This is a genomic window from Streptomyces calvus (assembly GCF_006782915.1).
GTDB classification, from domain to species: domain Bacteria; phylum Actinomycetota; class Actinomycetes; order Streptomycetales; family Streptomycetaceae; genus Streptomyces; species Streptomyces calvus.
In genome coordinates this window covers 79,780-103,021 of sequence record NZ_VCNP01000058.1, presented here as the reverse complement: position 1 = coordinate 103,021, position 23,242 = coordinate 79,780, and the positions used below count along the sequence as shown (strand labels likewise).

General features: G+C 75.2%; 2 protein-coding genes. Both read right to left on the bottom strand.

Features of this window, described 5'->3' with window-relative positions; genetic code table 11:
• Window positions 1–23 precede the first annotated feature (23 nt).
• Window positions 24–16,634, bottom strand: coding sequence for a type I polyketide synthase (locus tag FGW31_RS33550; RefSeq protein ID WP_142197382.1), 16,611 nt, complete (start codon window positions 16,632–16,634; stop codon window positions 24–26).
• 443 nt (window positions 16,635–17,077) lie between these two features.
• A complete protein-coding gene (locus tag FGW31_RS33545; RefSeq protein ID WP_142197381.1) occupies window positions 17,078–23,212 on the bottom strand; it encodes a type I polyketide synthase in 6,135 nt (2,044 codons plus the stop codon).
• Between the last annotated feature and the right edge of the window lie 30 nt (window positions 23,213–23,242).

Sequence of the window (23,242 nt, the reverse complement as noted above, 5' to 3'; positions counted from 1 at the left end):
GGACGCGGTGCCGGGCCGGGGTGTCAGGCGAGGCCGAGTTCGTTGTCGATGAGGTCGAACATCTCGTCGTCCGTGGTGGTGTCGAGGTCGGTGTCGTCGCGCTCGCCGGTGGTCTGCGTGGTGGCGTCGAGCTTCCACTGCAGGGCCTGGAGGCGCTTGGCCAGGCGGGCCCGGTCCTGGTCGTCGAGCTCGGTGCCGTCGACGGCGGCCTCGAGGTCGGCGAGTTCGGTGAAGACGGGCTGGTCGGTGTCGCCGGGTCCGGTGCCGCCGGTGCCGAGTTCGTCCCGCAGGTGACGGACGAGGGCGGCCGGGTCGGGGTGGTCGAAGATGAGGGTGGTGGGCAGGCTCAGTCCGGTCTCCGCGTTGAGGCGGTTGCGGAGTTCCACCGCGGTCAGCGACGACATGCCGAGGTCGAGGAAGCCGCGCCCGGAGTCCAGGGCTTCGGCGGAGGCGTGGCCGAGGACGGCGGCGACGTGACCGAGGACCGTGCGGTGCAGCAGGGCCTGCTGCTGGGGTCCGCTGAGCGTGGTGAGCCTGCGGCGCAGGTCCTGCGGTGCGTCGGTGGTTCCGGCGTCGGCGGCGCGACGGCCGGCCGGCCGGGCGAGGGCCCGCAGCAGCGGCGGCACCCGGTCGGCGCGCAGCGCACGCGGGTCGAGTCGCACGGGGACCAGGTGGGCGGTGTCCAGGGCGGTGGCCGCGTCGAGCAGGCCGAGGCCCTGGTCGGCGGTGAGGGGGCGGATGCCGGCCCGCTCCAGGCGGGCGAGGTCCGCGGTGTCGAGGGTGCCGGTGAGGCCACTGCGGTCCTCCCAGAAGCCCCAGGCGAGGGAGACGGCGGTCAGGCCGCGGGCGCGGCGGTGCTGGGCGAGGGCGTCGAGGAAGGCGTTGGCGGCGGCGTAGTTGGCCTGGCCGGGGCCGCCCGCGAGGCCCGCGTAGGAGGAGAACAGCACGAAAGCGGAGAGTTTGGTGTCGCGGGTGAGTTCGTGCAGGTTCCAGGCGGCGTCGGCCTTGGGCCGCAGGACGTGGTCGAGGCGTTCGGGGGTGAGGGTGTCGAGGAGTCCGTCGTCGAGGGTGCCGGCCGCGTGCACCACGGCGGTGAGCGGGTGTGCGGCGGGTACGGCGGCGAGGGTCGCGGCGAGCTGGTCGGCGTCGGCGGCGTCGCAGGCGGCGACGGTGACCTCGGCGCCGAGGGCGGTGAGTTCGTCGCGCAGGGCGGCGGCGCCGGGGGCGTCGGGGCCGCGGCGGCCGGTGAGCAGCAGGTGGCGTACGCCGTGCCGGGTGACCAGGTGCCGGGCCACGAGGGAGCCGAGGACTCCGGTGCCGCCGGTGACGAGGACGGTGCCGGTGGCCGCGGCGTCACCCCACGGGCTGGTGTCCGCGGGCGTGGTGCTGTCGCGGTCGGCGCGCACCAGCCGGGGCACGGTGACGGTGCCGGAGCGTACGGCGAACTGGTGCTCGCCGGTGCGGTCGGCCGCGGCGACGGCGGCGATCAGGGCGGTGGCCGACGGGTCGGTGTGGGGTGCGGGGTCGCCGTCCGCCGTGCCGTCACCGGTCGCGCCGGTACCGCCAGTGTCGCTGGTGCCGCTGGTGCCGCTGGTGTCGGTCGTCGGGTCGAGGTCGGCGAGGAGGAAACGGCCGGGGTGTTCGGTCTGGGCCGAGCGCAGCAGTCCCCAGACGGTGGCGTCGGCGAGGGCGGGGACGCTGTCGTCGGGTCCGGTGGCGAGGGCGCCCTCGGTCACCACGAGCAGCCGGGTGTTCGTGTACCGCGGGTCGCCGAGCCAGGCGGTGGCCAGGCGCAGGGCGCGGTGGGCGGAGGCGTGGGCGGCGGTCGCGGTGTCACGGGCGGCCGGACCGCCGGGTGTGCCGGGGTGGGTGTGCGGGACGACGACCACGGCGGGCTGTTCGGCGTCGCCGCTGTCCAGGGCCGCGGTGAGCTCGTCCAGGTCGGCGTGGACGCGGACGGTGGCGCCCGCGCTCTCCAGTGCGGCGGTGAGGCGTCCGTGGCCGCCGAGGACGGCCCAGGGGCCGGTGAGGTCCGCCGGGTCGGTGTCGCCGGTCCACGGGGTCCATTCGACGCGGTGCAACGCGTCGGGGGCGGTGGCGGCCGGGAGCCGGTCGGGGGTGGCCGGCCGGGTGGTGGCGGTGGCGGTGAGGACGGGCGCGCCGGTGGCGTCGTGGGCGTGGACGGTCCAGGTGTCGCCGTCGCCGGTCAGCCGCAGCCGCAGCCGGGTGGCGCCGGTGGCGTGGACGGTGACGTCCTGCCAGCGGTGCGGCAGCGCGGGCGCGTCGGCGTGCTCCGGGGTGGCGGCCAGGGCGAGGGCCGTCTGGAGCAGCGCGGGGTGGACGCGGAACCGGGTGGCGTCGGCGCGGGCGTCCTCGGGGAGTTCCACGTCGGCGAGGAGGTCGGTGCCCTGCCGCCACACCGCGCGCAGGGTGCGGAAGGCGGCTCCGGTGTCCAGGCCGCTGCCGTCGAGACGGTCGTGGGCCCGGTCGGGGTCGGTGGGGCGGGCGCCGGCGGGCGGCCAGGTGTCCGGGCCTGCCGGGGCGGGCTCCAGGGCGCCGGCGGTGAGGGTGCCGGTGGCGTTCAGGGTCCAGGGCACGTCGGTGCCGTCCGCGTCGGGGACGCGGGAGTGGACGGTGAGCGTGCACGAGCCCTGGTCGGCGTCGGTGCCGCCGGGGGCGGAGACGGTGACCTGGATGTCGACGCGGCCGTGTTCGGGGACGGTGAGCGGGGTGTGCTCGTCGAGGGCGGTGACGACCGGGCAGCCGGTCTCGTCGCCGGCCCGGACGGCCCAGTCGAGCAGGGCGGTCGCCGGTACGACGGCGGTGCCGTGCACGCGGTGGGCGTCCAGCCAGGGCTGGCCGGTCAGCGAGAGGCCGCCGCTGAGGAGGGCGCCGCCGTCGGCGAGCCGTACGACCGTGTCGAGGCCGGTCGGGTCCGCGTCGGCGCCGGTCGCCTCCAGCCAGTACCGCTCGCGCTGGAAGGCGTAGGTGGGCAGGTCCACGGGGTGGCCGTGGGCGACGGCGGGCCGCCAGTCGACGGGGACACCGGCGACGTGGGCGGCGGCGAGCGCGGTGAGCACCCGGTCGGTGCCGCCGTCGTCGCGGCGCAGGGAGCCGAGGGCGACGGCGTCGGCCCCGGCCGCGGTGACGGTGTCCTCGATGCCGACGGTGAGCACCGGGTGGGGGCTGCACTCGACGAACACGTCGTGTCCCTGGTCGAGGAGGGCGTTCAGGGACTCCTCCAGGCGGACGGTGCCGCGCAGGTTGCGGTGCCAGTAGGGGGCGTCCAGGGCGGTGCCGGGCAGCCAGTCGGCGGTGACGGTGGAGAAGAACGGGATGTCGCCGTCGCGGGGTTCGATGCCGGCCAGGGCGGCGGGCAGGGTCTCGGCGAGCCGGTCGACGTGCGCGGAGTGCGAGGCGTAGTCGACGGGGATGCGGCGGGCGCGCACTCCGCGCTCCGCGCAGTCGGCGAGGAGGGTGTCGAGGCCGTCGGTGTCGCCGGAGACGACCACGGAGGAGGGGCCGTTGACGGCGGCGACCGACACGCCGGGCAGGTCGGCGACGAGGGCGGTGACCTCGTCGTGCGGGGCGGTGACGGCCACCATGCCGCCCTGGCCGGACAGTTCGCGGGCGATGGCGAGGCTGCGCACGGCGACGATCCGGGCGGCGTCCTCGAGGGAGAGGGCGCCGCTGACGGCGGCGGCGGCGATCTCGCCCTGGGAGTGGCCGAGGACCGCGGCGGGCTTCAGTCCGTGGGCGCGCCACACGTCGGCGAGCGCCACCATCACCGCCCACAGGGCGGGCTGGGCGACGTCGACCCGGTCCAGGCCGGGTGCGCCGTCGGTGCCGCGCAGTACGTCGGTGAGGGACCAGTCGACGTGCGGGGCGAGGGCGTCGGCGCAGGCGGCGATGCGTGCAGCGAACACCGGTGAGGTGTCGAGGAGTTCGGCGCCCATGCCGGCCCACTGGGAGCCCTGGCCGGGGAAGACGAGGACGGCCCGGCGGTCGCGGCCGCTGACGGTGCCGCCGCTGGTCACGGCGGGCGAGGGGGTGCCGTCGGCGAGGGCGGTGAGGCCGGCGCGGAAGTCGCCGGGGGTGGTGGCGACGACGACGGCACGCTTCTCCAGGGTGGCCCGGCGGGTCGCCAAGGACAGCGCGATGTCGGCGGGCGCCAGGTCGGGGTGGGCGTCGAGGTGCGCGAGGAGGGCGCGGGCCTGGCCGCGCAGCGCCGCGTCGCTGCGGGCGGACAGGATCCACGGCAGGGGCAGGCCGGCGCGGGCCTCGGACGCGTCGTCGCCGGTGTCCGCCGCGGCGGCCACCTCCGGTTCCGCTTCCGCCGGGGCCTGTTCGAGGATCACGTGGGCGTTGGTGCCGCTGATGCCGAAGGAGGACACGGCGGCCCGGCGGGGGCGGGGGGCGGCGGGTTCGGGCCATGCGGTGGCGTCGGTGAGGAGGCTGACGGCGCCGGCGGACCAGTCGACGTGCGGGGTGGGCGCGTCGATGTGCAGGCTCTTCGGCAGCAGTCCGTGCCGCAGGGCGAGGACCGTCTTCATGACGCCGGCGACACCGGCGGCGGCCTGGGTGTGGCCGAGGTTGGACTTCACCGAGCCGAGCAGCAGGGGCCGTTCGGGGTCGCGGTCCCGGCCGTAGGTGGCGAGGAGCGCCTGTGCCTCGATGGGGTCGCCGAGGCGGGTGCCGGTGCCGTGCGCCTCCACGGCGTCCACCTGGTCGGCGGTGACACCGGCGTCGGCGAGGGCCTGGCGGATGACGCGCTGCTGGGCGGGCCCGTTGGGGGCGGTCAGGCCGTTGGAGGCGCCGTCCTGGTTGACGGCGGAGCCGCGCACCACGGCGAGGACCTGGTGGCCGTTGCGGCGGGCGTCGGACAGCCTTTCGACGAGGACGAGTCCGACGCCCTCGGAGAAGCCGGTGCCGTCGGCGGCGGCGGCGAACGGCTTGCAGCGGCCGTCGGCGGCCAGTCCGCGCTGGCGGGAGAAGTCGACGATGATCTCCGGTGAGCACATGACGGTGACGCCGCCGGCCAGGGCCATGGTGCACTCGCCGCGGCGCAGCGACTGGACCGCCATGTGCAGGGCGACCAGGGAGGAGGAGCAGGCGGTGTCGACGGTGACCGCCGGGCCCCCCAGGCCGAGGGTGTAGGCGACGCGGCCGGACAGGACGCTGTTGGCGTTGCCGTTGTTGACGTACCCGGCGATCTCGTCGGGGACGCGGGTGACGCGCTTGAGGTAGTCGCTGGAGGACAGTCCGGCGAAGACGCCGGTGCGGCTGCCGCGGACCGACCGGGGGTCGATGCCGGCGCGTTCGAAGGTCTCCCAGGCGGTTTCGAGGAGCAGCCGGTGCTGCGGGTCCATGGCGAGGGCCTCGCGCGGTGAGATGCCGAAGAAGTCGGCGTCGAAGTGGGCGGCGTCGTCGAGGAAGCCGCCTTCTCGGGTGCGGGAGGTGATCTGCTCGCCGGGCAGGGCGTCGTAGAGGCCGTCGAGGTCCCAGCCGCGGTCGGCGGGGACTTCGGCGACGGCGTCGGTGCCGTCGGTGAGGAGCCGCCACAGGTCCTCCGGGGAGCGCACTCCGCCGGGGAGGCGGCAGGCCATGCCGACGATGGCGAGGGGCTCGTCGGTGCCGGGGTCGGTCGCCCGGGGTGCGGGGGCGGCGGTCGTGGGTGCGGGGGTGTCGCCGCCGAGCTCGCCGTCGAGGTGGGCGGCGAGTTCGGCGAGGGTCGGGTGGTCGAAGACGAGGGTGGCGGGCAGCCGCAGTCCGGTGGCGGTGTTGAGCCGGTTGCGCAGTTCGACGGCGGTCAGCGAGTCGAAGCCGAGGTCGCGGAAGGCGCGTCCGGCGTGCAGCCGTCCGGGTTCGGTGTGGCCGAGGACGGCGGCGGCGTGGGTGGCGACGAGGTCGCGCAGCACGGTGAGCCGGTCGTCGGCGGGCAGGCCGGCCAGGCGCAGCCGCAGCCCGTCGGTGCCGCCGGCGGGGCCGGCCGCGGCGGCGCGGCGGACCGGGCCCCGGTACAGGGCGCGCAGCAGGTGCGGTACGTCGCCGTCGGCGCGCAGCCGGCCGGTGTCGAGGCGGACGGGTACCAGGTGCGGGCGCTGCGCGGTGAGGGCCGCGTCGAAGAGGGCCATGCCGTCGGCGGCGGACAGCGGCAGGACGCCGGAGCGGCGGACCCGCGCGAGGTCGGTGGCGTCGAGGTGGCCGGTCATGGCGCTGGCGTCGGCCCACAGGCCCCAGGACAGGGAGGTGGTGGGCAGGCCGTCGGCGCGGCGGCGGTGGGCGAGGGCGTCGAGGTAGGTGTTGGCGGCGGCGTAGTTGGCCTGTCCGGCGTTGCCGAAGACGCCGGCGCCGGCGGAGAAGAGGACCAGGTCGGCGAGGTCGAGGTCGCGGGTGAGGCGGTGCAGGTGGCGTGCGGCGTCGGCCTTGGGGGCGAGGACGGTGCGCAGCCGGTCGGGGGTGAGGTGTTCGAGGGCGCCGTCGTCGAGGGTGCCGGCCGCGTGCACGACGGCGGTGAGCGGGTGTGCGGCGGGTACGGCGGCGAGGGTCGCGGCGAGCTGGTCGGCGTCGGCGGCGTCGCAGGCGGCGACGGTGACCTCGGCGCCGAGGGCGGTGAGTTCGTCGCGCAGGGCGGCGGCGCCGGGGGCGTCGGGGCCGCGGCGGCCGGTGAGCAGCAGGTGGCGCATGCCGTGCCGGGTGACGAGGTGCCGGGCGAGGATGCCGCCGAGGGTGCCGGTGCCGCCGGTGATCAGGACGGTGCCGTGGGGGTTCCAGGCGCGCGGCACGGTGAGGACGATCTTGCCGTAGTGCTTGGCCTGCGCCATGTGGCGGAAGGCGTCGCGGGCCTGGTGGACGTCCCAGGTGACGGTGGGCAGGGGGCGCAGGGCGCCGGTGGCGAAGAGCCGGGTGAGGTCGGCGAACATCTCCTGGATGCGGTCCTCGCCGGCCTCGCGCAGTTCGTACGCCTGGTAGAGGGCGACGCCGGGGTGGTCGCGGGTGACCTGTTCGGGGTCGCGGACGTCGGTCTTGCCCATTTCGACGAGGCGTCCGCCGGGGGCGAGGAGCCGCAGGGAGGCGTCGACGAAGTCGCCGGCCAGGGAGTTCAGCACGACGTCCACGCCGCGTCCGCCGCTGGTCTCGCGGAAGCGGTCCTCGAAGTCGAGGGTGCGGGAGGAGGCCAGGTGGTCGTCGGCCCAGCCGTCGGCGCGCAGCAGGCGCCGCTTGTGGTCGCCGGCGGTGCCGTAGACCTCGGCGCCCCAGTGGCGGGCGAGTTGGGCGGCGGCCATGCCGACGCCGCCGGCGGCTGCGTGGACGAGGACGGATTCGCCTGCGGTGAGGCCGGCGAGGTCGCGCAGGCCGTAGTAGGCGGTGAGGAAGGCGACGGGGACGGAGGCGGCCTGGGTGAAGGTCCAGCCGTCGGGCACGGGGGCGAGCATGCGGGCGTCGGCGACGGCGTGGGTGCCGAAGCCGCCGGTGACCAGGCCCATGACGCGGTCACCCGGTGCGAGGCCGGTGACGCCGGGGCCGGTGGCGGTGACGACGCCGGCGGCCTCGGCGCCGAGGAGCACGGCGGGGCCCGGGTACATGCCGAGGGTGTTGAGGACGTCGCGGAAGTTGAGTCCGGCGGCGCGGACCTCGATGAGGACGTGTCCGGGCGCGGGCTCGTCGGTGATCTCGGGGCAGGGCACCAGTTCCAGCTGGTCGACGGAGCCCTTCACCGGGATGTCGAGGCGCCATGCGGTGGCGCCGTCGGGTGCGGTGAGGGTGTCGGCGGTGCGGGGGCGGGTCAGCCGGGGTGCGTGGGCGGTGCCCTGGCGCAGGGCGAGTTGGGGTTCGCCGGTGGTGAGCGCGGCGGGCAGGGCCTGCCAGGAGTCGTCGTGGATGTCGAGGTCGGCGAGGACCAGGCGGCCGGGGTGCTGGGACTGGGCGGAGCGCAGCAGGCCCCAGACGGCGGCGCCGGGCAGGTCGTGCGCGGGGTCGCCGGGTCCGGTGGCGACGGCGTGGCGGGTGACCACGACGAGCGGGATGTCCGTGGTGCGGTCGTCGGCGAGCCAGTCGTTGACGGTGGTCAGGACGTCACCGAGGACGGCGTCCGGTGCGGCCGGCGTGTCGTCGCCCTGCCCGGCGTCGGTGGGGACGGTGGCGGGCGTGCCCGTCGTGGACTGTCCGGCGAACAGCAGTACGGCGGTGGGGAGTCGGTCGGTGTCGAGGGCGGTGAGGCCGGCGAGGGCGGGCAGCGGGGTGCCGGTGCGGTCGGGAGCGGTGACGGGGCCGTCCGGGGTGCCGAGGACGGCCCAGCCGGAGGTGTCGGCGGGGGCGTCGGCGGGCGCGAGGGGGGTCCAGTCGAGGTGGAACAGCCAGTCGCGGGCGGCCCGTGCGGACGGGTCGAGGGTTTCGGCGGCGACCTCGCGGACGGTGAGCGCGTCGATGACGGCGACGGGCGCGCCGTCCGGGTCGGTCAGGTGGACGGTGACGGTGTCCTCACCGGCCGGGGAGATCCGGGCGCGCAGCGCGGTGGCGCCGGTGGCGTACAGGGACACGCCGGACCAGGCGAAGGGGACGAGGGTGCGGTCGTCGCTGCCGGGGGCGAGCCCGGCGGCGTGCAGGGCGGCGTCGAGGAGGGCGGGGTGGATGCCGAACCGGGTGGCGTCGCCGCGCACCTGGTCGGGCAGGACGACCTCGGCGAACACGTCGTCGCCGCGGCGCCAGGTGGCGCGGACGCCCTGGAAGACGGGGCCGTACTCGTAGCCGCGGCCGGCGAGCAGGTCGTAGAAGCCGTCGGCGGCCAGGGCGGTGGCGCCGGGTGGCGGCCAGGCGGTGAAGTCCTCGGGGCGGGCCACGGCGGGGTTGCCGGGTGCGGTGAGGGTGCCCTGGGCGCGCAGGGTCCACGAGTTCTCGGTGTCGCCGTCGGGTCCGGTGGCCCGGGTGTGGACGGTGACGGGGCGGCGGCCGGAGTCGTCGGCGTCGCCGATGCCGATCTGGACCTGGACCTCGCCGTGCTCCTGGAGGACGACGGGTGCCTGGAGGGTCAGGTCGTCGACGCTGCCGACGCCGAGGACGTCACCGGCGCGGATGACGGACTCGACGAGGGCGGTGCCGGGGACGATGACGGTGCCGGACACGGCGTGGTCGGCGAGCCAGGGGTGGCTGCGCAGGGACCAGCGGGCGGTGGCGACGAGTCCGTCACCGCCGGCGAGTTCCACGGAGGCGCCGAGCAGCGGGTGGTCGGGCGAGTCCAGTCCGGCGGAGGTGACGTCGCCGGAGGCGTCGGAGAAGCGGGGCCAGTAGTGCTGCCGCTGGAACGGGTAGGTGGGGAGGTCGACGCGGCGGGGCCGGGTGCCGTCGTAGAAGGCGTCCCAGTCGACGTCGGCGCCGTACGCCCACGCCTCACCGAGCGACAGCGTGAACCGCTCCCAGCCGCCCTCGTCACGACGCAGCGTCCCCACCACACCGGCCGCGACACCCGCGTCCTCGACCGTCTCACGCACACCCGTCGCCACGACCGGATGCGCACTCACCTCCACCAGCACCCGGAAACCGTCCGCCAGCAGCGCACGCGTCGCCGCCTCGAACTCCACCGTCCCCCGCAGATTCCGGTACCAGTACCCCGCATCCAGCGAAACCGTGTCGATCACACCACCCGACACCGTCGAGTAGAACGGCACCTCACACGAACGCGGCACCACCGGAGCCAGCAACCGGCCCAACTCCTCCTCGATACGCTCCACATGAGCCGAATGCGACGCATAGTCCACCGCCACCCGGCGCGCCCGCACACCCTCCGCCTCACACACCACCAGCAGCTCGTCCAACGCATCCGCGTCACCCGACACCACCACCGACGACGGCCCGTTCACCGCCGCCACCGACACCCGGCCCTCCCACCGGCCGACCAGCTCCCGCACCACCGACACACCACGCGCCACCGACACCATGCCGCCAAGACCCGACAAAGCACGCAACGCACGCGAACGCAACGCCACCACCAGCGCCGCATCCTCCAACGACAACCCACCCGCCACACACGCCGCAGCGATCTCACCCTGCGAATGACCCACCACCGCAGCCGGCCGCACACCACACGACCGCCACACCTCCGCCAACGACACCATCACCGCCCACAACACGGGCTGCACCACATCCACCCGCTCCAACGAAGCGGCACCCTCCACACCCCGCACCACATCCAGCAACGACCACTCGACGTGCGGGGACAGGGCGGCCGCGCACTCCGCCATGCGGGCGGCGAACACCGGCGAGGTGTCGAGGAGTTCCACGGCCATCCCGGCCCACTGCGAGCCCTGGCCCGGGAAGACGAACACGGTGCCCGGTCCGGTCTCGGCGACGCCGTCCACGACGTGGGCGGACGGCTCGCCGGCGGCGAGCGCGTCCAGTCCGTCGAGCAGGTCGTCCGGGCCGCTGCCGACGACGACCGCACGGTGCTCCATCGCCACCCGCGTCGACACCAGCGAATGCGCCACGTCCAGCGCACCCGCACCGGAGGCGCGCACGGACGCCGCCAGCCGCGCCGCCTGCTCCCGCACCGCCTCACGCGACTTCGCCGACACCGCCCACGGCAGCCACACCGGACTCTCCACCGGGCCGTCGGCCTCGTCGTCCGACGGGAGTTCCGGGGCCTGCTCGAGAATCAGGTGGCCGTTGGTGCCGCTGATGCCGAACGAGGAGATGCCGGCGCGGCGGGGCCGGCCGGTGCCCGGCCAGGCGGTGTGTTCGGTGACCAGCCGGACGGCGCCGCTGGACCAGTCGACGACCGACGTGGGTGCGGTGATGTGCAGGCTCCTGGGCACCATGCCGTGCCGCATCGCGAGCACCATCTTCATCATGCCGCCGACACCCGCGGCGGCCTGCGTGTGACCGATGTTCGACTTCAGCGAGCCGAGCAGCAGCGGCCGTTCGGGGTCGCGGCCCTGTCCGTAGGTGGCGAGGATGGCCTGGGCTTCGATGGGGTCGCCGAGCGGCGTGCCGGTGCCGTGCGCCTCCACGACGTCCACCTCGGCGGGCGTGAGTCCGGCGTTGGCGAGTGCCTGCCGGATGACGCGTTGCTGCGAGGGGCCGTTGGGGGCGGTGAGGCCGTTGGAGGCGCCGTCCTGGTTGAGGGCGGAGCCGCGCACCACCGCGAGGACGGGGTGGCCGTTGCGGCGGGCGTCGGAGAGGCGTTCCAGCAGGACGAGGCCGACGCCCTCGGCGAAGCCCATGCCGTCGGCGCCCTCGGCGAACGCCTTGCAGCGGCCGTCGGGTGCGAGGCCCCGCTGCCGGGAGAACTCCACGTAGGGCTCGGGGGTGGACATGATGGTGACGCCGCCGGCCAGGGCCATGGTGCACTCGCCGGTGCGCAGCGCCTGCAGGGCCAGGTGCAGGGCGACCATGGAGGACGAGCAGCCGGTGTCCATGGTGACGGCGGGGCCCTCGAAGCCGTACGTGTAGGACAGGCGGCCGGAGGCGATGCTGGAGGCGTTGCCCGTCATGAGGTGGCCGGCCAGCTGCTCCTGGGCGGCGGCGCCGCCGAGGCGGACCTGGTAGTCGGTGTTGATGGTGCCGACGAAGACACCGGTGGCGGTGGACCGCAGGCTTTCCGGGTCGATGCCGGCGCGTTCGAACGCCTCCCAGGAGGTTTCGAGGAGGAGTCGCTGCTGCGGGTCCATGGCGAGGGCCTCGCGCGGGGAGATCCCGAAGAACGCCGGGTCGAAGCCGGCGACGTCCTGGATGAAGCCGCCCTCGCGGCTGTAGGTGGTGCCGTGCCGTTCGGTGTCGGGGTCGTACATCGCGTCGAGGTCCCAGCCGCGGTCGGCGGGCGGGGTGGACACGGCGTCGACCTCGGCGACCATCAGGTCCCACAGTTCCTCGGGGCTGGTGACCCCTCCCGGGAAGCGGCAGGCCATGGCGACGACGGCCATCGGCTCGTCGGTGGCACCGGCCGCGACGACGACGGGGGCGGCGGTGTGCCGCTGTTCGCCGAGCAGCCGGTCCTTGAGGTGGTCGACGACGGCGGCGGTGTTGGGGTGGTCGAACAGGAGCGTGGTGGGCAGGGTGACGTCGGTGGCGGCGGTGATGCGGTTGCGCACCTCGACGGCGGTGAGCGAGTCGAAGCCCAGGTCCTTGAAGGCGCGGTGCACGTCGATCGCGTCGGGCGAGGCGTGGCGCAGGGCGGTGGCGACCTCGGCGCGGACCAGGTCGGTGAGCAGGCGGTCCTGCTCGGCGGGCGCGAGGCCGCGCAGCCGGTCGCGCAGGGCGTGGGTGTCGGGCGCGGCGGCCTTGGCGGCCTCCAGGGCGCGGCGGACCTCGGGGAGGTCGCCGATGAGCGGGCTGGGCCGGGCCGCGGTCAGGACGGCGGCGTACGACGGCCAGTCGACGTCGACGACGGTGACGTGCGGGGCGCCTTCGGTGACGGCGGCGCGCAGCGCGGCGACGGCGGTGTCGGGTGCCATCGGGGTGAGCCCGTCGTGGCTCATCCGGTCGGTGAGGACGTCGGCGGTGGCCATGCCGGTGTCGGCCCAGGGGCCCCAGGCGACGCAGGTGACGGGCAGGCCGGCGGCGCGGCGCTGTTCGGCGACGGCGTCGAGGTAGGCGTTCGCGGCGGCGTAGTTGGCCTGTCCGGCGTTGCCGAGGACGCCGACGATGGAGGAGAACAGCACGAACATCGACAGGTCGTGGCCGCGGGTGAGTTCGTGCAGGTGGGCGGTGCCGAGGGTCTTGGGGCGCAGGACCGCGTCGAAGCGGTCCGGGGTGAGGGCGTCGAGGACGCCGTCGTCGAGGACGCCCGCGGCGTGGACGACGCCGGTGAGCGGCAGGTCGGCGGGCAGGGACTCGAGGAGGCGGGCGAGCTGGTCGCGGTCGGCGACGTCGCAGTCGGCGACGGTGACGCGGGTGCCGTGCGCGGTGAGGTCGGCGGTGAGGTCGGCGACGCCGGGCGCGTCGGGTCCGCGGCGGCTGGTGAGGACCAGGTGCCGGGCGCCGGCGGCGGCCAGGGAGCGGGCGACGTGGGCGCCGAGCGCGCCGGTGCCGCCGGTGATCAGGACGGTGTCGTGCGGTCCCCAGGTGCCGGTGGGGTCGGTGCCGTCGGCGGGCTCGGGCAGCGGCATCCGGGCGAGCCGGCGGGCGTAGCTGCCGGAGGCGCGGACGGCGAGCTGGTCCTCCGGGCCGGTGAGGAGGCCGGGCAGGCGGTCGAGGGCGCGCGGGTCGAAGGTGGCCGGCAGGTCGACCAGTCCGCCCCAGGTGTCGGGGAGTTCGAAGGCGACGGCGCGCCCGAAGCCCCACGTCTGGGCCTGGACGGGTGAGGTGAGCAGGTCGCGGCTGTCGACGGAGACGGCGCCGCGGGTGAGGGCCCACAGGCGGATGCCGGTGCCGGTGAGTGCGTGCGTGAGGGTCTTGGCGGCGGCGAGGCCGCGCGGCACGGCGGGGTGGTCGGGGTGGGGGCGCTCGTCGAGGGCGAGCAGCGACAGTACGCCGGCGGGGGTGTCGTCGTTGTCGGGGGTGGTGAGCAGGGCGGTGAGGGCGGCGGTGTCCTCGTCGCCGGTGAGGTCGTGGCGTTCGACGCGCAGGCCGCGGGCGGTGAGGGCGTCGAGGACGTCGGCGACCCAGGGGTCGTCGGCGTGTCCGGCCGGGACGAGTACGGGCCAGCGGCCGTCGGGGACGGGGCCGGCGGCGCCGGTCAGCGGGGTCCAGTGGACGCGGTGGCGCCAGGCGTCGAGGGTGGTGCGCAGGGTGCGGCGGCGGCGCCAGGAGGCGAGGGCGGGCAGCAGGCTGCTGAAGGCTTCGGTGTCGTCACCGGTGATGTCGAGGACGGTGGACAGGCGGGTGATGTCTCCGCTCTCCACGGCCGACCAGAACTCGCCGTCGGCGGGATCGGTGCCGGCGGGCCGGTCGGTCTCGTCGGGGGTGAGCCAGTACCACTCGCGGCGGAAGGGGTAGGTGGGGAGGTCGACGCGGCGGGGCCGGGTGCCGTCGTAGAAGGCGTCCCAGTCGACATCGGCGCCGTACGCCCACGCCTCACCGAGCGACAGCGTGAACCGCTCCCAGCCGCCCTCGTCACGACGCAGCGTCCCCACCACACCGGCCGCGACACCCGCGTCCTCGACCGTCTCACGCACACCCGTCGCCACGACCGGATGCGCACTCACCTCCACCAGCACCCGGAAACCGTCCGCCAGCAGCGCACGCGTCGCCGCCTCGAACTCCACCGTCCCCCGCAGATTCCGGTACCAGTACCCCGCATCCAGCGAAACCGTGTCGATCACACCACCCGACACCGTCGAGTAGAACGGCACCTCACACGAACGCGGCACCACCGGAGCCAGCAACCGGCCCAACTCCGCCTCGATACGCTCCACATGAGCCGAATGCGACGCATAGTCCACCGCCACCCGGCGCGCCCGCACACCCTCCGCCTCACACACCACCAGCAGCTCGTCCAACGCATCCGCGTCACCCGACACCACCACCGACGACGGCCCGTTCACCGCCGCCACCGACACCCGGCCCTCCCACCGGCCGACCAGCTCCCGCACCACCGACACACCACGCGCCACCGACACCATGCCACCAAGACCCGACAAAGCACGCAACGCACGCGAACGCAACGCCACCACCAGCGCCGCATCCTCCAACGACAACCCACCCGCCACACACGCCGCAGCGATCTCACCCTGCGAATGACCCACCACCGCAGCCGGCCGCACACCACACGACCGCCACACCTCCGCCAACGACACCATCACCGCCCACAACACGGGCTGCACCACATCCACCCGCTCCAACGAAGCGGCACCCTCCACACCCCGCACCACATCCAGCAACGACCACTCGACATGGGGCGCGAGCGCTTCGGCGCAGGCGGACATCTGCCGGGCGAACACCGGCGAGGTGTCGAGGAGTTCCACGGCCATCCCGGCCCACTGCGAGCCCTGGCCCGGGAACACGAAGACGACGCCGCCGTCCTCCGTGGCGGTGCCCTCGACCAGACCGGGAGCGGGCTGACCAGCGGCGAGCGCGTCCAGTCCGTCGAGCAGGTCGTCCGGGCCGCTGCCGACGACGACCGCACGGTGCTCCATCGCCACCCGCGTCGACACCAGCGAATGCGCCACGTCCAGCGCACCCGCACCGGAGGCGCGCACGGACGCCGCCAGCCGCGCCGCCTGCTCCCGCACCGCCTCACGCGACTTCGCCGACACCGCCCACGGCAGCCACACCGGACTCTCCACCGGGCCGTCGGCCTCGTCGTCCGACGGGAGCTCCGGGGCCTGCTCCAGTACGAGGTGGGCGTTGGTGCCGCTGACGCCGAAGGAGGACACGGCGGCGCGGCGGGGCCGGCCGGTTGCCGGCCAGTCGGTGGGCTCGGTGAGCAGGTCGACGGCGCCGTCGGCCCAGTCGGCGTGCGGCGTCGGGGCGTCGATGTGGAGGCTCTTGGGCAGCGTGCCGTGCCGCATGGCCTGCACCATCTTGATGACGCCGCCGACACCGGACGCGGCCTGGGTGTGGCCGATGTTCGACTTCAGCGAGCCGAGCAGCAGCGGCCGGTCCGCCGGCCGGTCCTGGCCGTAGGTGGCGAGCAGGGCCTGCGCCTCGATCGGGTCGCCCAGGGTGGTGCCGGTGCCGTGCGCCTCCACGACGTCCACCTCGGCGGCGGACAGTCCGGCGTCGATGAGGGCCTGGCGGATGAGGCGCTGCTGCGAGGGGCCGTTGGGGGCGGTGAGGCCGTTGGAGGCGCCGTCCTGGTTGACGGCGGAGCCACGGATGACGGCGAGGACCTGGTGGCCGTTGCGGCGGGCGTCGGACAGCCGCTCCAGCAGGACCATGCCGACGCCCTCGGACCAGGCGGTGCCGTCGGCGGCGGCGGCGAACGCCTTGCAGCGGCCGTCGGCGGCCAGTCCGCGCTGGCGGGCGAACTCGGTGAACATCTTCGGCGTCGACATGACGGTGGCGCCGCCGGCCAGGGCGAGGGAGCACTCCCCCTGGCGCAGCGAGCGCACCGCCAGGTGCAGCGCGACCAGGGACGACGAGCAGGCGGTGTCCACGGTGACCGCGGGGCCCTCGAAGCCGTACGTGTAGGACAGGCGGCCGGAGGCGACGGCGACCGTGTTGCCGGTGAGGAGGTGTCCGGCGACCTCTTCCTGCCGGCCGCGGGAGGCGCTGTCGTAGTCGCCGTGTCCGGTGCCGACGAAGACGCCGGTGGGGCTGCCGGTGAGGGAGTCGGGCAGGATGCCGGCGCGTTCCAGGGCCTCCCAGGAGGTTTCGAGGAGGAGGCGCTGCTGCGGGTCCATGGCGAGGGCCTCGCGCGGGGAGATCCCGAAGAACGCCGGGTCGAACTCGCCGGCCTCGTGCAGGAAGCCGCCCTCGCGGGTGTAGGTGGTGCCGTGGTGGGCGGGGTCGGGGTGGAAGAGGCGGTCGAGGTCCCAGCCGCGGTTGCCGGGGAACGCGGAGATGGCGTCCACGCCGTCGCGGGCCAGCTCCCACAGTTCCTCGGGCGAGCGGACGCCGCCGGGGTAGCGGCAGGCCATGGCGACGACGGCGACGGGCTCGCGGTCCCGGTTCTCGGCCTCGCTGAGCTGCTGCCGGGCCTCCTGGAGGTCGGCGATCGCCCGCTTGAGGTACGCGCGGAGCTTGTCCTCGTTCGACATCAGGTGCCCACCTCTCACTCAGATTCCGGGACGCGCGGAGAGCGGCGATTCCCGGTGTCCACGCCCCGACCCTGTGGGGAGGACCCGCGGTGCGCGCGGAGGGCGCCGCCCGGTGGTCCTCCGGTCCGGGGCGCGCGGCGTCCCGGACCGGAGGCCAGTCTGGGCCGTGGTCGACTGCGGGTTTCCCTAGAGCCTCGGGGGAATGGCGGGGCCGGGCGCGGTGGCGGCTGCCACACACGCCCGGCCCGGGGCGGAGAACTGGTGAATTCCCTGATGGTGATCGGTTATCGGGGGCGCGGCCGCCGGTGCCTGAGCGGGGATCGCCGGTGCCTGAGCGGTGGCCGCGGGTGCCGAGCGGCGACCACTGGTCCTGTGTGGCGGTCGTCGGGTCCTGAGTGACAGCCGCCGGTTCCGAGGGGTGGCCGCCGGTTCCTGAGGGGTGGTCAGCCCGTGGTCTCCTCCAGCGTGGTCAGCCACTCCTCGATGAGGGTGGCGGCCTTCGCGGAGTCCTCGCGGATCACGGAGAGGTGGTCGGCGTCGACCGCGCGCACGGTCGCCGACGGCACCAGCGGTTCGCCGAGGCTGTCCGGGTCCGGTGCGGGCACGCCCTCGATGAGGGCGCGGGTGCACTTGATCTCGAGCACGGGTGCCGTGGTCGGGTGCACGTCGAGGGCGTTGAGCAGCACCATCCAGCGGCCCATCGCGGACAGCCGGGAGTTGGTGAGCCGTACGGGCGAGTCGTCGACGGCGGTGAAGTTGAACCGCATCATGCCGGAGAAGTCGACGCCTTCGTCGCTGCTGTGCTGGATGCTCAGGGTGTCGAGCAGGACCACGGCGGCGGGGCGGATGCCCCAGGTGGACTCAAGGACGCCGGCCGCCGCGTAGGCGAGGGAACCGCCCGAGGAGTGGCCGGCGAGGACGAAGGGCCGGCCGTCGGCGGCCTGCAGGGCGCTCTCGGCGATCACCCGGGCGGCGGCCTCGGGGCCGGCGGGCAGGGCCTCACCGGTGGCGAAGCCGATCAGCGGCAGCGCGGTCACGTCGCGGCCGCCGCGGAAGTGCGCGGACAGCTGCGCGTACTGGTGGACGCCGCCGTTGGCGGTGGGCGCGCTGACGCAGACCAGCCGGGACGGGGCGGGGCCCTCGGCGAGCGTCACCGGCCAGGGCAGGTCCTCCAGTTCGGCGGTCGCCTCGAAGGTGGGGCGCAGGGCGGCGACGGTGGCCAGCATGCGCTGCGCCTCGCGCGTCCTGCCGCGGGCCAGGCCGTCGAGGAACAGCCGCTCCAGGGAGTCGTTCTCGGCGGGGCCGTCGGCCGCGGCGCCGTGGGCGGCCGGGCCGCCGCCCTGGGCGGCCAGTTCGGTGCCCAGCCAGGCGGTGAGTCCCTCGGGTGAGCCGCTGTCGTAGACGATGCTCGCCGGCAGTTGGAGTCCGGTGGCCTCGCTGAGCTTGCGGCGCAGTTCGATACCGATGAGGGAGTCGAAGCCGAGTTCCAGGAAGTTGCGTTCCGGGTCGATCTCCGACTGGTCGCGGTGGCCGAGGAGTTCCGCGGTGTGTCCGACGACCAGGTCGTGCAGCGCCTGCTTGCGCTCGGCGGCACCGAGGGTGGCCAGTCGCTCGCGGAACGGGACCGGGTCGACGGCGCGGAGCGGTGCGGATGCGGCCGCCGTCCGGCGGGGCGCGCGGACCAGCCCTCGCATGAGGGGCGGTACGTCGCCCGTGAATCCCGCCGGCGGCGTCGCGAAGGTGGTGGGGACCACGACGGGTTCGTCGAGGCGGAGGGCGGTGTCGAAGAAGTGCAGGGCCCGCTCGGCGGGCAGGGCGTCGATGCCGTCGGCGCGGATGCGCTGCCGGCCGCTGTCGGTGAGCAGGTCCCGAGCCATGCCGTCGCCCAGATCCCAGGCGCCCCAGGCCAGTGACAGGGCCGGCAGGCCCTGGGCGGCGCGGTGGTGGGCGAGGGTGTCGAGGACGGTGTTGGCCGCGACGTAGTTGGCCTGTCCGACGCGGGCGGTGACGCCCGAGATGGACGAGTAGAGCACGAACGCGTCGAGGTCCAGGTCCCGCGTCAGGTCGTGCAGGTGCAGCGCGGCGTCGGCCTTGGGCCGCAGGACGTCCTCGAGCCGTTCGGGTGTGAGGGAGGTGAGTACGGCGTCGTCGAGGACGCCTGCCGCGTGGACGACGGCGGTGAGCGGGTGTCCGGCCGGGATGCCGGACAGCAGCGCGGCGACCGCGTCCCGGTCGGTCAGGTCGCAGGCCGCGAGGTCCACGTGGGCGCCGAGCGCGGTGAGTTCGTCCCGCAGTTCGGCGGCGCCGGGTGCCTCGGGACCGCGCCGGCTCGCGAGCAGCAGCCTGGTGACGCCGTGGTGCGTCACCAAGTGGCGGGCGGTGAGCGAGCCTAGGGTTCCGGTGCCGCCGGTGATCAGGACGGTTCCGGCACGGCCGGCACCGAGGGCGTCCCGGTGCTCCGGCCCGTCGTCCGTCGTGGCAGGGGCCGGCGCGTCCTGCGCGGTGGGCAGTTGGGCGAGGCGGCCGACCAGGAGCCCGCCGTCCCGGACGGCTATCTGCGGCTCGTCCACCGCGAACACGGTGTCCAGGGGCAGCGGGGCCGCGGGCTCGATGTCGACCAGGGTGAACCCGCCGGGGTATTCGGACTCGGCCGTGCGCACCAGGCCCCACACCGCGGCCGCCGCCAGGTTGCCGGCCGGGTCGCCGGGTCGTGCGGCGACGGCGCCGCGGGCGACGAACACCAGCCGGGCGCCGGTGGGCCGGGGCTCGGCGAGCCATTCCTGGACGAGGGCCAGCGCCGCACGCGTGGCATCGTGGACGGCGTCCGGGGTGTCGGTGCGGTCGGTGCGATCGGCGACCGGGACGAGGACGCGGGTGCCGTTCTCGGTGACCTCGGACAGCGATGTGATGGTGCGGCCCGCTCCGAACGGGTCCTCGCCCAGGGCCACCAGCGGGCCGGGCGCGGCGCCGCGCCCGGTTGCGGTGTCGGCCGGCACCCATTCCAGCCGCAGCAGGCAGGCGCGGTCGCCGGCGGTCGGTCCGAGGAGCCGGGCGGCGGACGAGGGCCGCAGCGCCAGCGACTCGACCGACAGGACGGGCCGTCCCGCGGGGTCCACGGCGGCGATGGACACGGTGTCCTCGCCGGCCTTGGCCAGCCGGACCCGCAGTCGTGCCGCTCCGGAGGCGTGCAGGCAGACACCCGACCAGGAGAAGGGCAGCAGTCCCTGGTCGGCGTCCTTCAACCGGACGAACTCGACGGCGTGCAGTGCGGCGGTCAGCAGCGCCGGGTGCAGGGCGAACAGGGCCGCGTCGTCGGCGCCGCCCGGCAGTTCCAGTTCGGCGAAGACCTCGTCGTCCCTGGTCCAGGCGGCGCGCAGGCCCTGGAAGAGGGGGCCGTACTCGGTGCGCTCGTAGAAGCCGGTGAGGTCGACGGGTTCCGTGCCGTTCGGTGGCCACTCGGCCGTGCCGAAGTCGATGGCGCGGTCGCCCGGGACGAGGGTGCCGAGGGCGTGCTGGGTCCACGGCCCGGCGTCGGCGTCGGCGGGCCGGGAGTGGATGGCGATGTGCCGGACGCCGGAGTCGTCTGGCGCACCGACCCGCACCTGTACGGCGACGGCGCCCCGCTCGTCGAGCACCAGCGGCGTGGTCAGGGCGAGGTCCTGGACCCGGCCGCAGCCGACCTGGTCGCCGGCGCGGACGGCCAGCTCCAGGAATCCGGTGGCGGGGAAGAGGACCATGCCGCCCATGGTGTGGTCGGCGAGCCACGGGTGGGTGCGCAGCGACATCCGTCCGGTGAGCAGGACACCGTCGGAGTCGGCCAGGGACACGGCGGCGCCCAGCAGGGGGTGCCGGGCGGGGACGAGTCCGGCGCCGGCGACGTCGCCCGCGTGGGCGAGCGGACGCGGCCAGTACGCCCGGTGCTGCCAGGGGTAGGTGGGGACGTCGGTGCGGCGGGCGCCGGTTCCCTCGAACCAGGCGGTCCAGTCGACGCGGACGCCCGCGACGTGCAGTTCGGCCAGCCCGGTGAGCAGCGCGGTCTGCTCGTCGTGCCGGGCGCGCAGGGCGGGTGCCGCCACGGCGTCCGTGTCGTCGCCGAGGGTCTGCCGGGTCAGGGCGGTGAGGACGGCGCCGGGTCCCAGTTCCAGGAAGGCGTCCGCTCCCGCCTCGGCCAGCGCCCGTACGCCGTCGGCGTAGCGGACGGTGCCGCGGACGTGCCGCACCCAGTACTCGGCCGTGCACAGCAGGGCCGGGTCGGCGATCCCGCCGGTCACGTTGGACACGACGGGGATGCGCGGTGCGGCGTAGGTGAGCTGCTCGGCGATCCCTCGGAACTCCTCCAGCATCGGCTCCATCAGCGGCGAGTGGAAGGCGTGACTCACCGACAGCCGCTGCGTCTTGCGTCCCCGCGCGGCGAACTCCTCCGCCACGGCGGCGACGTCGGACTCGGCGCCGGCGATCACCAGCGCGTCCGGGCCGTTCACCGCCGCCAGGGCGATGTCTGCGGTCAGGTGCGGGGTGATCTCCTCCTCGGTCGCCTGCACGGCCACCATCGCGCCACCGGAAGGGAGTTGTTGCATCAGCCGGGCCCGCGCGGCGACCAGGGTGCAGGCGTCGTCCAGGGACAGCACCCCGGCGACGTGCGCGGCCGTGATCTCACCGACGGAGTGACCGGCCACGAACTCCGGCCGCACACCCCACGATTCCACCAGCCGGTACAGCGCCACCCCGACCGCGAACAGCGCGGGCTGCGTGTAGCCGGTGGAGTCGAGGAGGTCCGCCTCGGGCGTGCCCTCCGCCGCGAACAGCACCTCCCGCAGCGGGCGGTCCAGCTCCGCGTCGAGCCGCTCCAGTACGGCGTCCAGCGCCTCGGCGAAGACGGGGAAGGCCGCGTACAGTTCGCGTCCCGTCCCGGCCCGCTGCGAGCCCTGGCCCGGGAACAGCACGGCGAGCGACCGCTGCGCCGCGCGACCGCGCGCCACCTCGACGGGTGCGCCGCCGCCGGTGTCCGCGAGGAGGACGGCCCGGTGCTCGAACACCGACCGTCCCGACGCCAGGGAGAAGCCCACGTCCAGGGCGGTGGCGTCGGTCGGGGCGGACACGGCGGCGAGCTGGGCCTCCAGGGCGCCCTTCGTCTTGCCGGCGACCGGCCACGGCACGACCGCCGGGTGGGCCGTCGGTGCGGCGGGCTGGGCCGGTTCCTGTGGTTCGGGGGCCTGTTCGACGACGAGGTGGGCGTTGGTGCCGCTGATGCCGAAGGACGACACGGCGGCGCGGCGGGGCCGGCCGGTCTCCGGCCAGGGGGTGCGTTCGGTGAGGAGGCGGACGTTGCCCGCGGTCCAGTCGACGTGGGTGGAGGGCGCGTCGACGTGCAGCGTCCTGGGCAGGACGCCGTGGCGGATGGCCAGGACGGTCTTGATGACGCCGGCGACACCGGCGGCGGCCTGGGAGTGGCCGATGTTGGACTTCACCGAGCCGAGCAGCAGCGGGCGGTCCTCGGGGCGGTCCTGGCCGTAGGTGGCGAGGATGGCCTGGGCCTCGATGGGGTCGCCGAGCGGGGTGCCGGTGCCGTGCGCCTCGACGGCGTCGACGTCGGCGGGGGAGAGGCCGGCGCCGGCGAGGGCCTGCCGGATGACGCGCTGCTGTGAGGGGCGGTTGGGGGCGGTGAGGCCGTTGGAGGCGCCGTCCTGGTTGACGGCGGAGCCGCGGACCACGGCGAGGACCTGGTGGCCGTTGCGGCGGGCGTCGGACAGGCGTTCCAGGACGAGGACGCCGGCGCCCTCGGACCAGCCGGTGCCGTCGGCGGAGTCGGCGAACGCCTTGCAGCGGCCGCTGGTGGAGATGCCGCCCTGCCGGGTGAACCCGGAGAAGCCCATGGGGGTCGACATGACGGTGACGCCGCCCGCCAGGGCCAGGCCGCACTCACCCTGGCGCAGGGACTGGGCGGCCAGGTGGATGGCGACCAGGCTGGAGGAGCAGGCGGTGTCCACGGTGACCGCGGGGCCGGCGAGGTCGAAGGCGTAGGCGACGCGGCCGGAGACGACGCTGGCGGTGAGGCCGGTGGTGGCGTGGCCCTCCGCGTCCTCGCGGGAGTTCATCACGACGCCGACGTAGTCGACGCCGGCGGTGCCGACGAACACGCCGGTGCGGGAGCCGCGCAGGGACACCGGGTCGAGGCCGGCGCGTTCGACGGCTTCCCACGTGGTTTCCAGCAGGAGCCGCTGCTGCGGGTCCATGGCGACGGCCTCGCGCGGCGAGATGCCGAAGAACCCGGCGTCGAAGGCGGCGGCGTCGACGAAGCCGCCCTCGGCGGCGGCGCTGCTGCCCGCTCCGTCGCCGCCCAGCGCGTCGAGGTCCCAGCCCCGGTCGGTGGGGAACGGGGCGATGCCGTCGCGGCCCTCGTCCAGCAGCCGCCAGAAGTCCTCCGGGGAGGCGACCTCGCCGGGCAGCCGGCAGGCCATGCCCACGATGGCGATCGGTTCGTGCCGGCTCGCCTCGGCCTCCTCCAGCCGCCGACGGGTCCTGTGCAGGTCGGCCGTGACCCACTTGAGGTAGTCGACGAGCTTTTTGTCATCGGGCATGACGGGAATACCTTCCTGTGGTGAATCGGC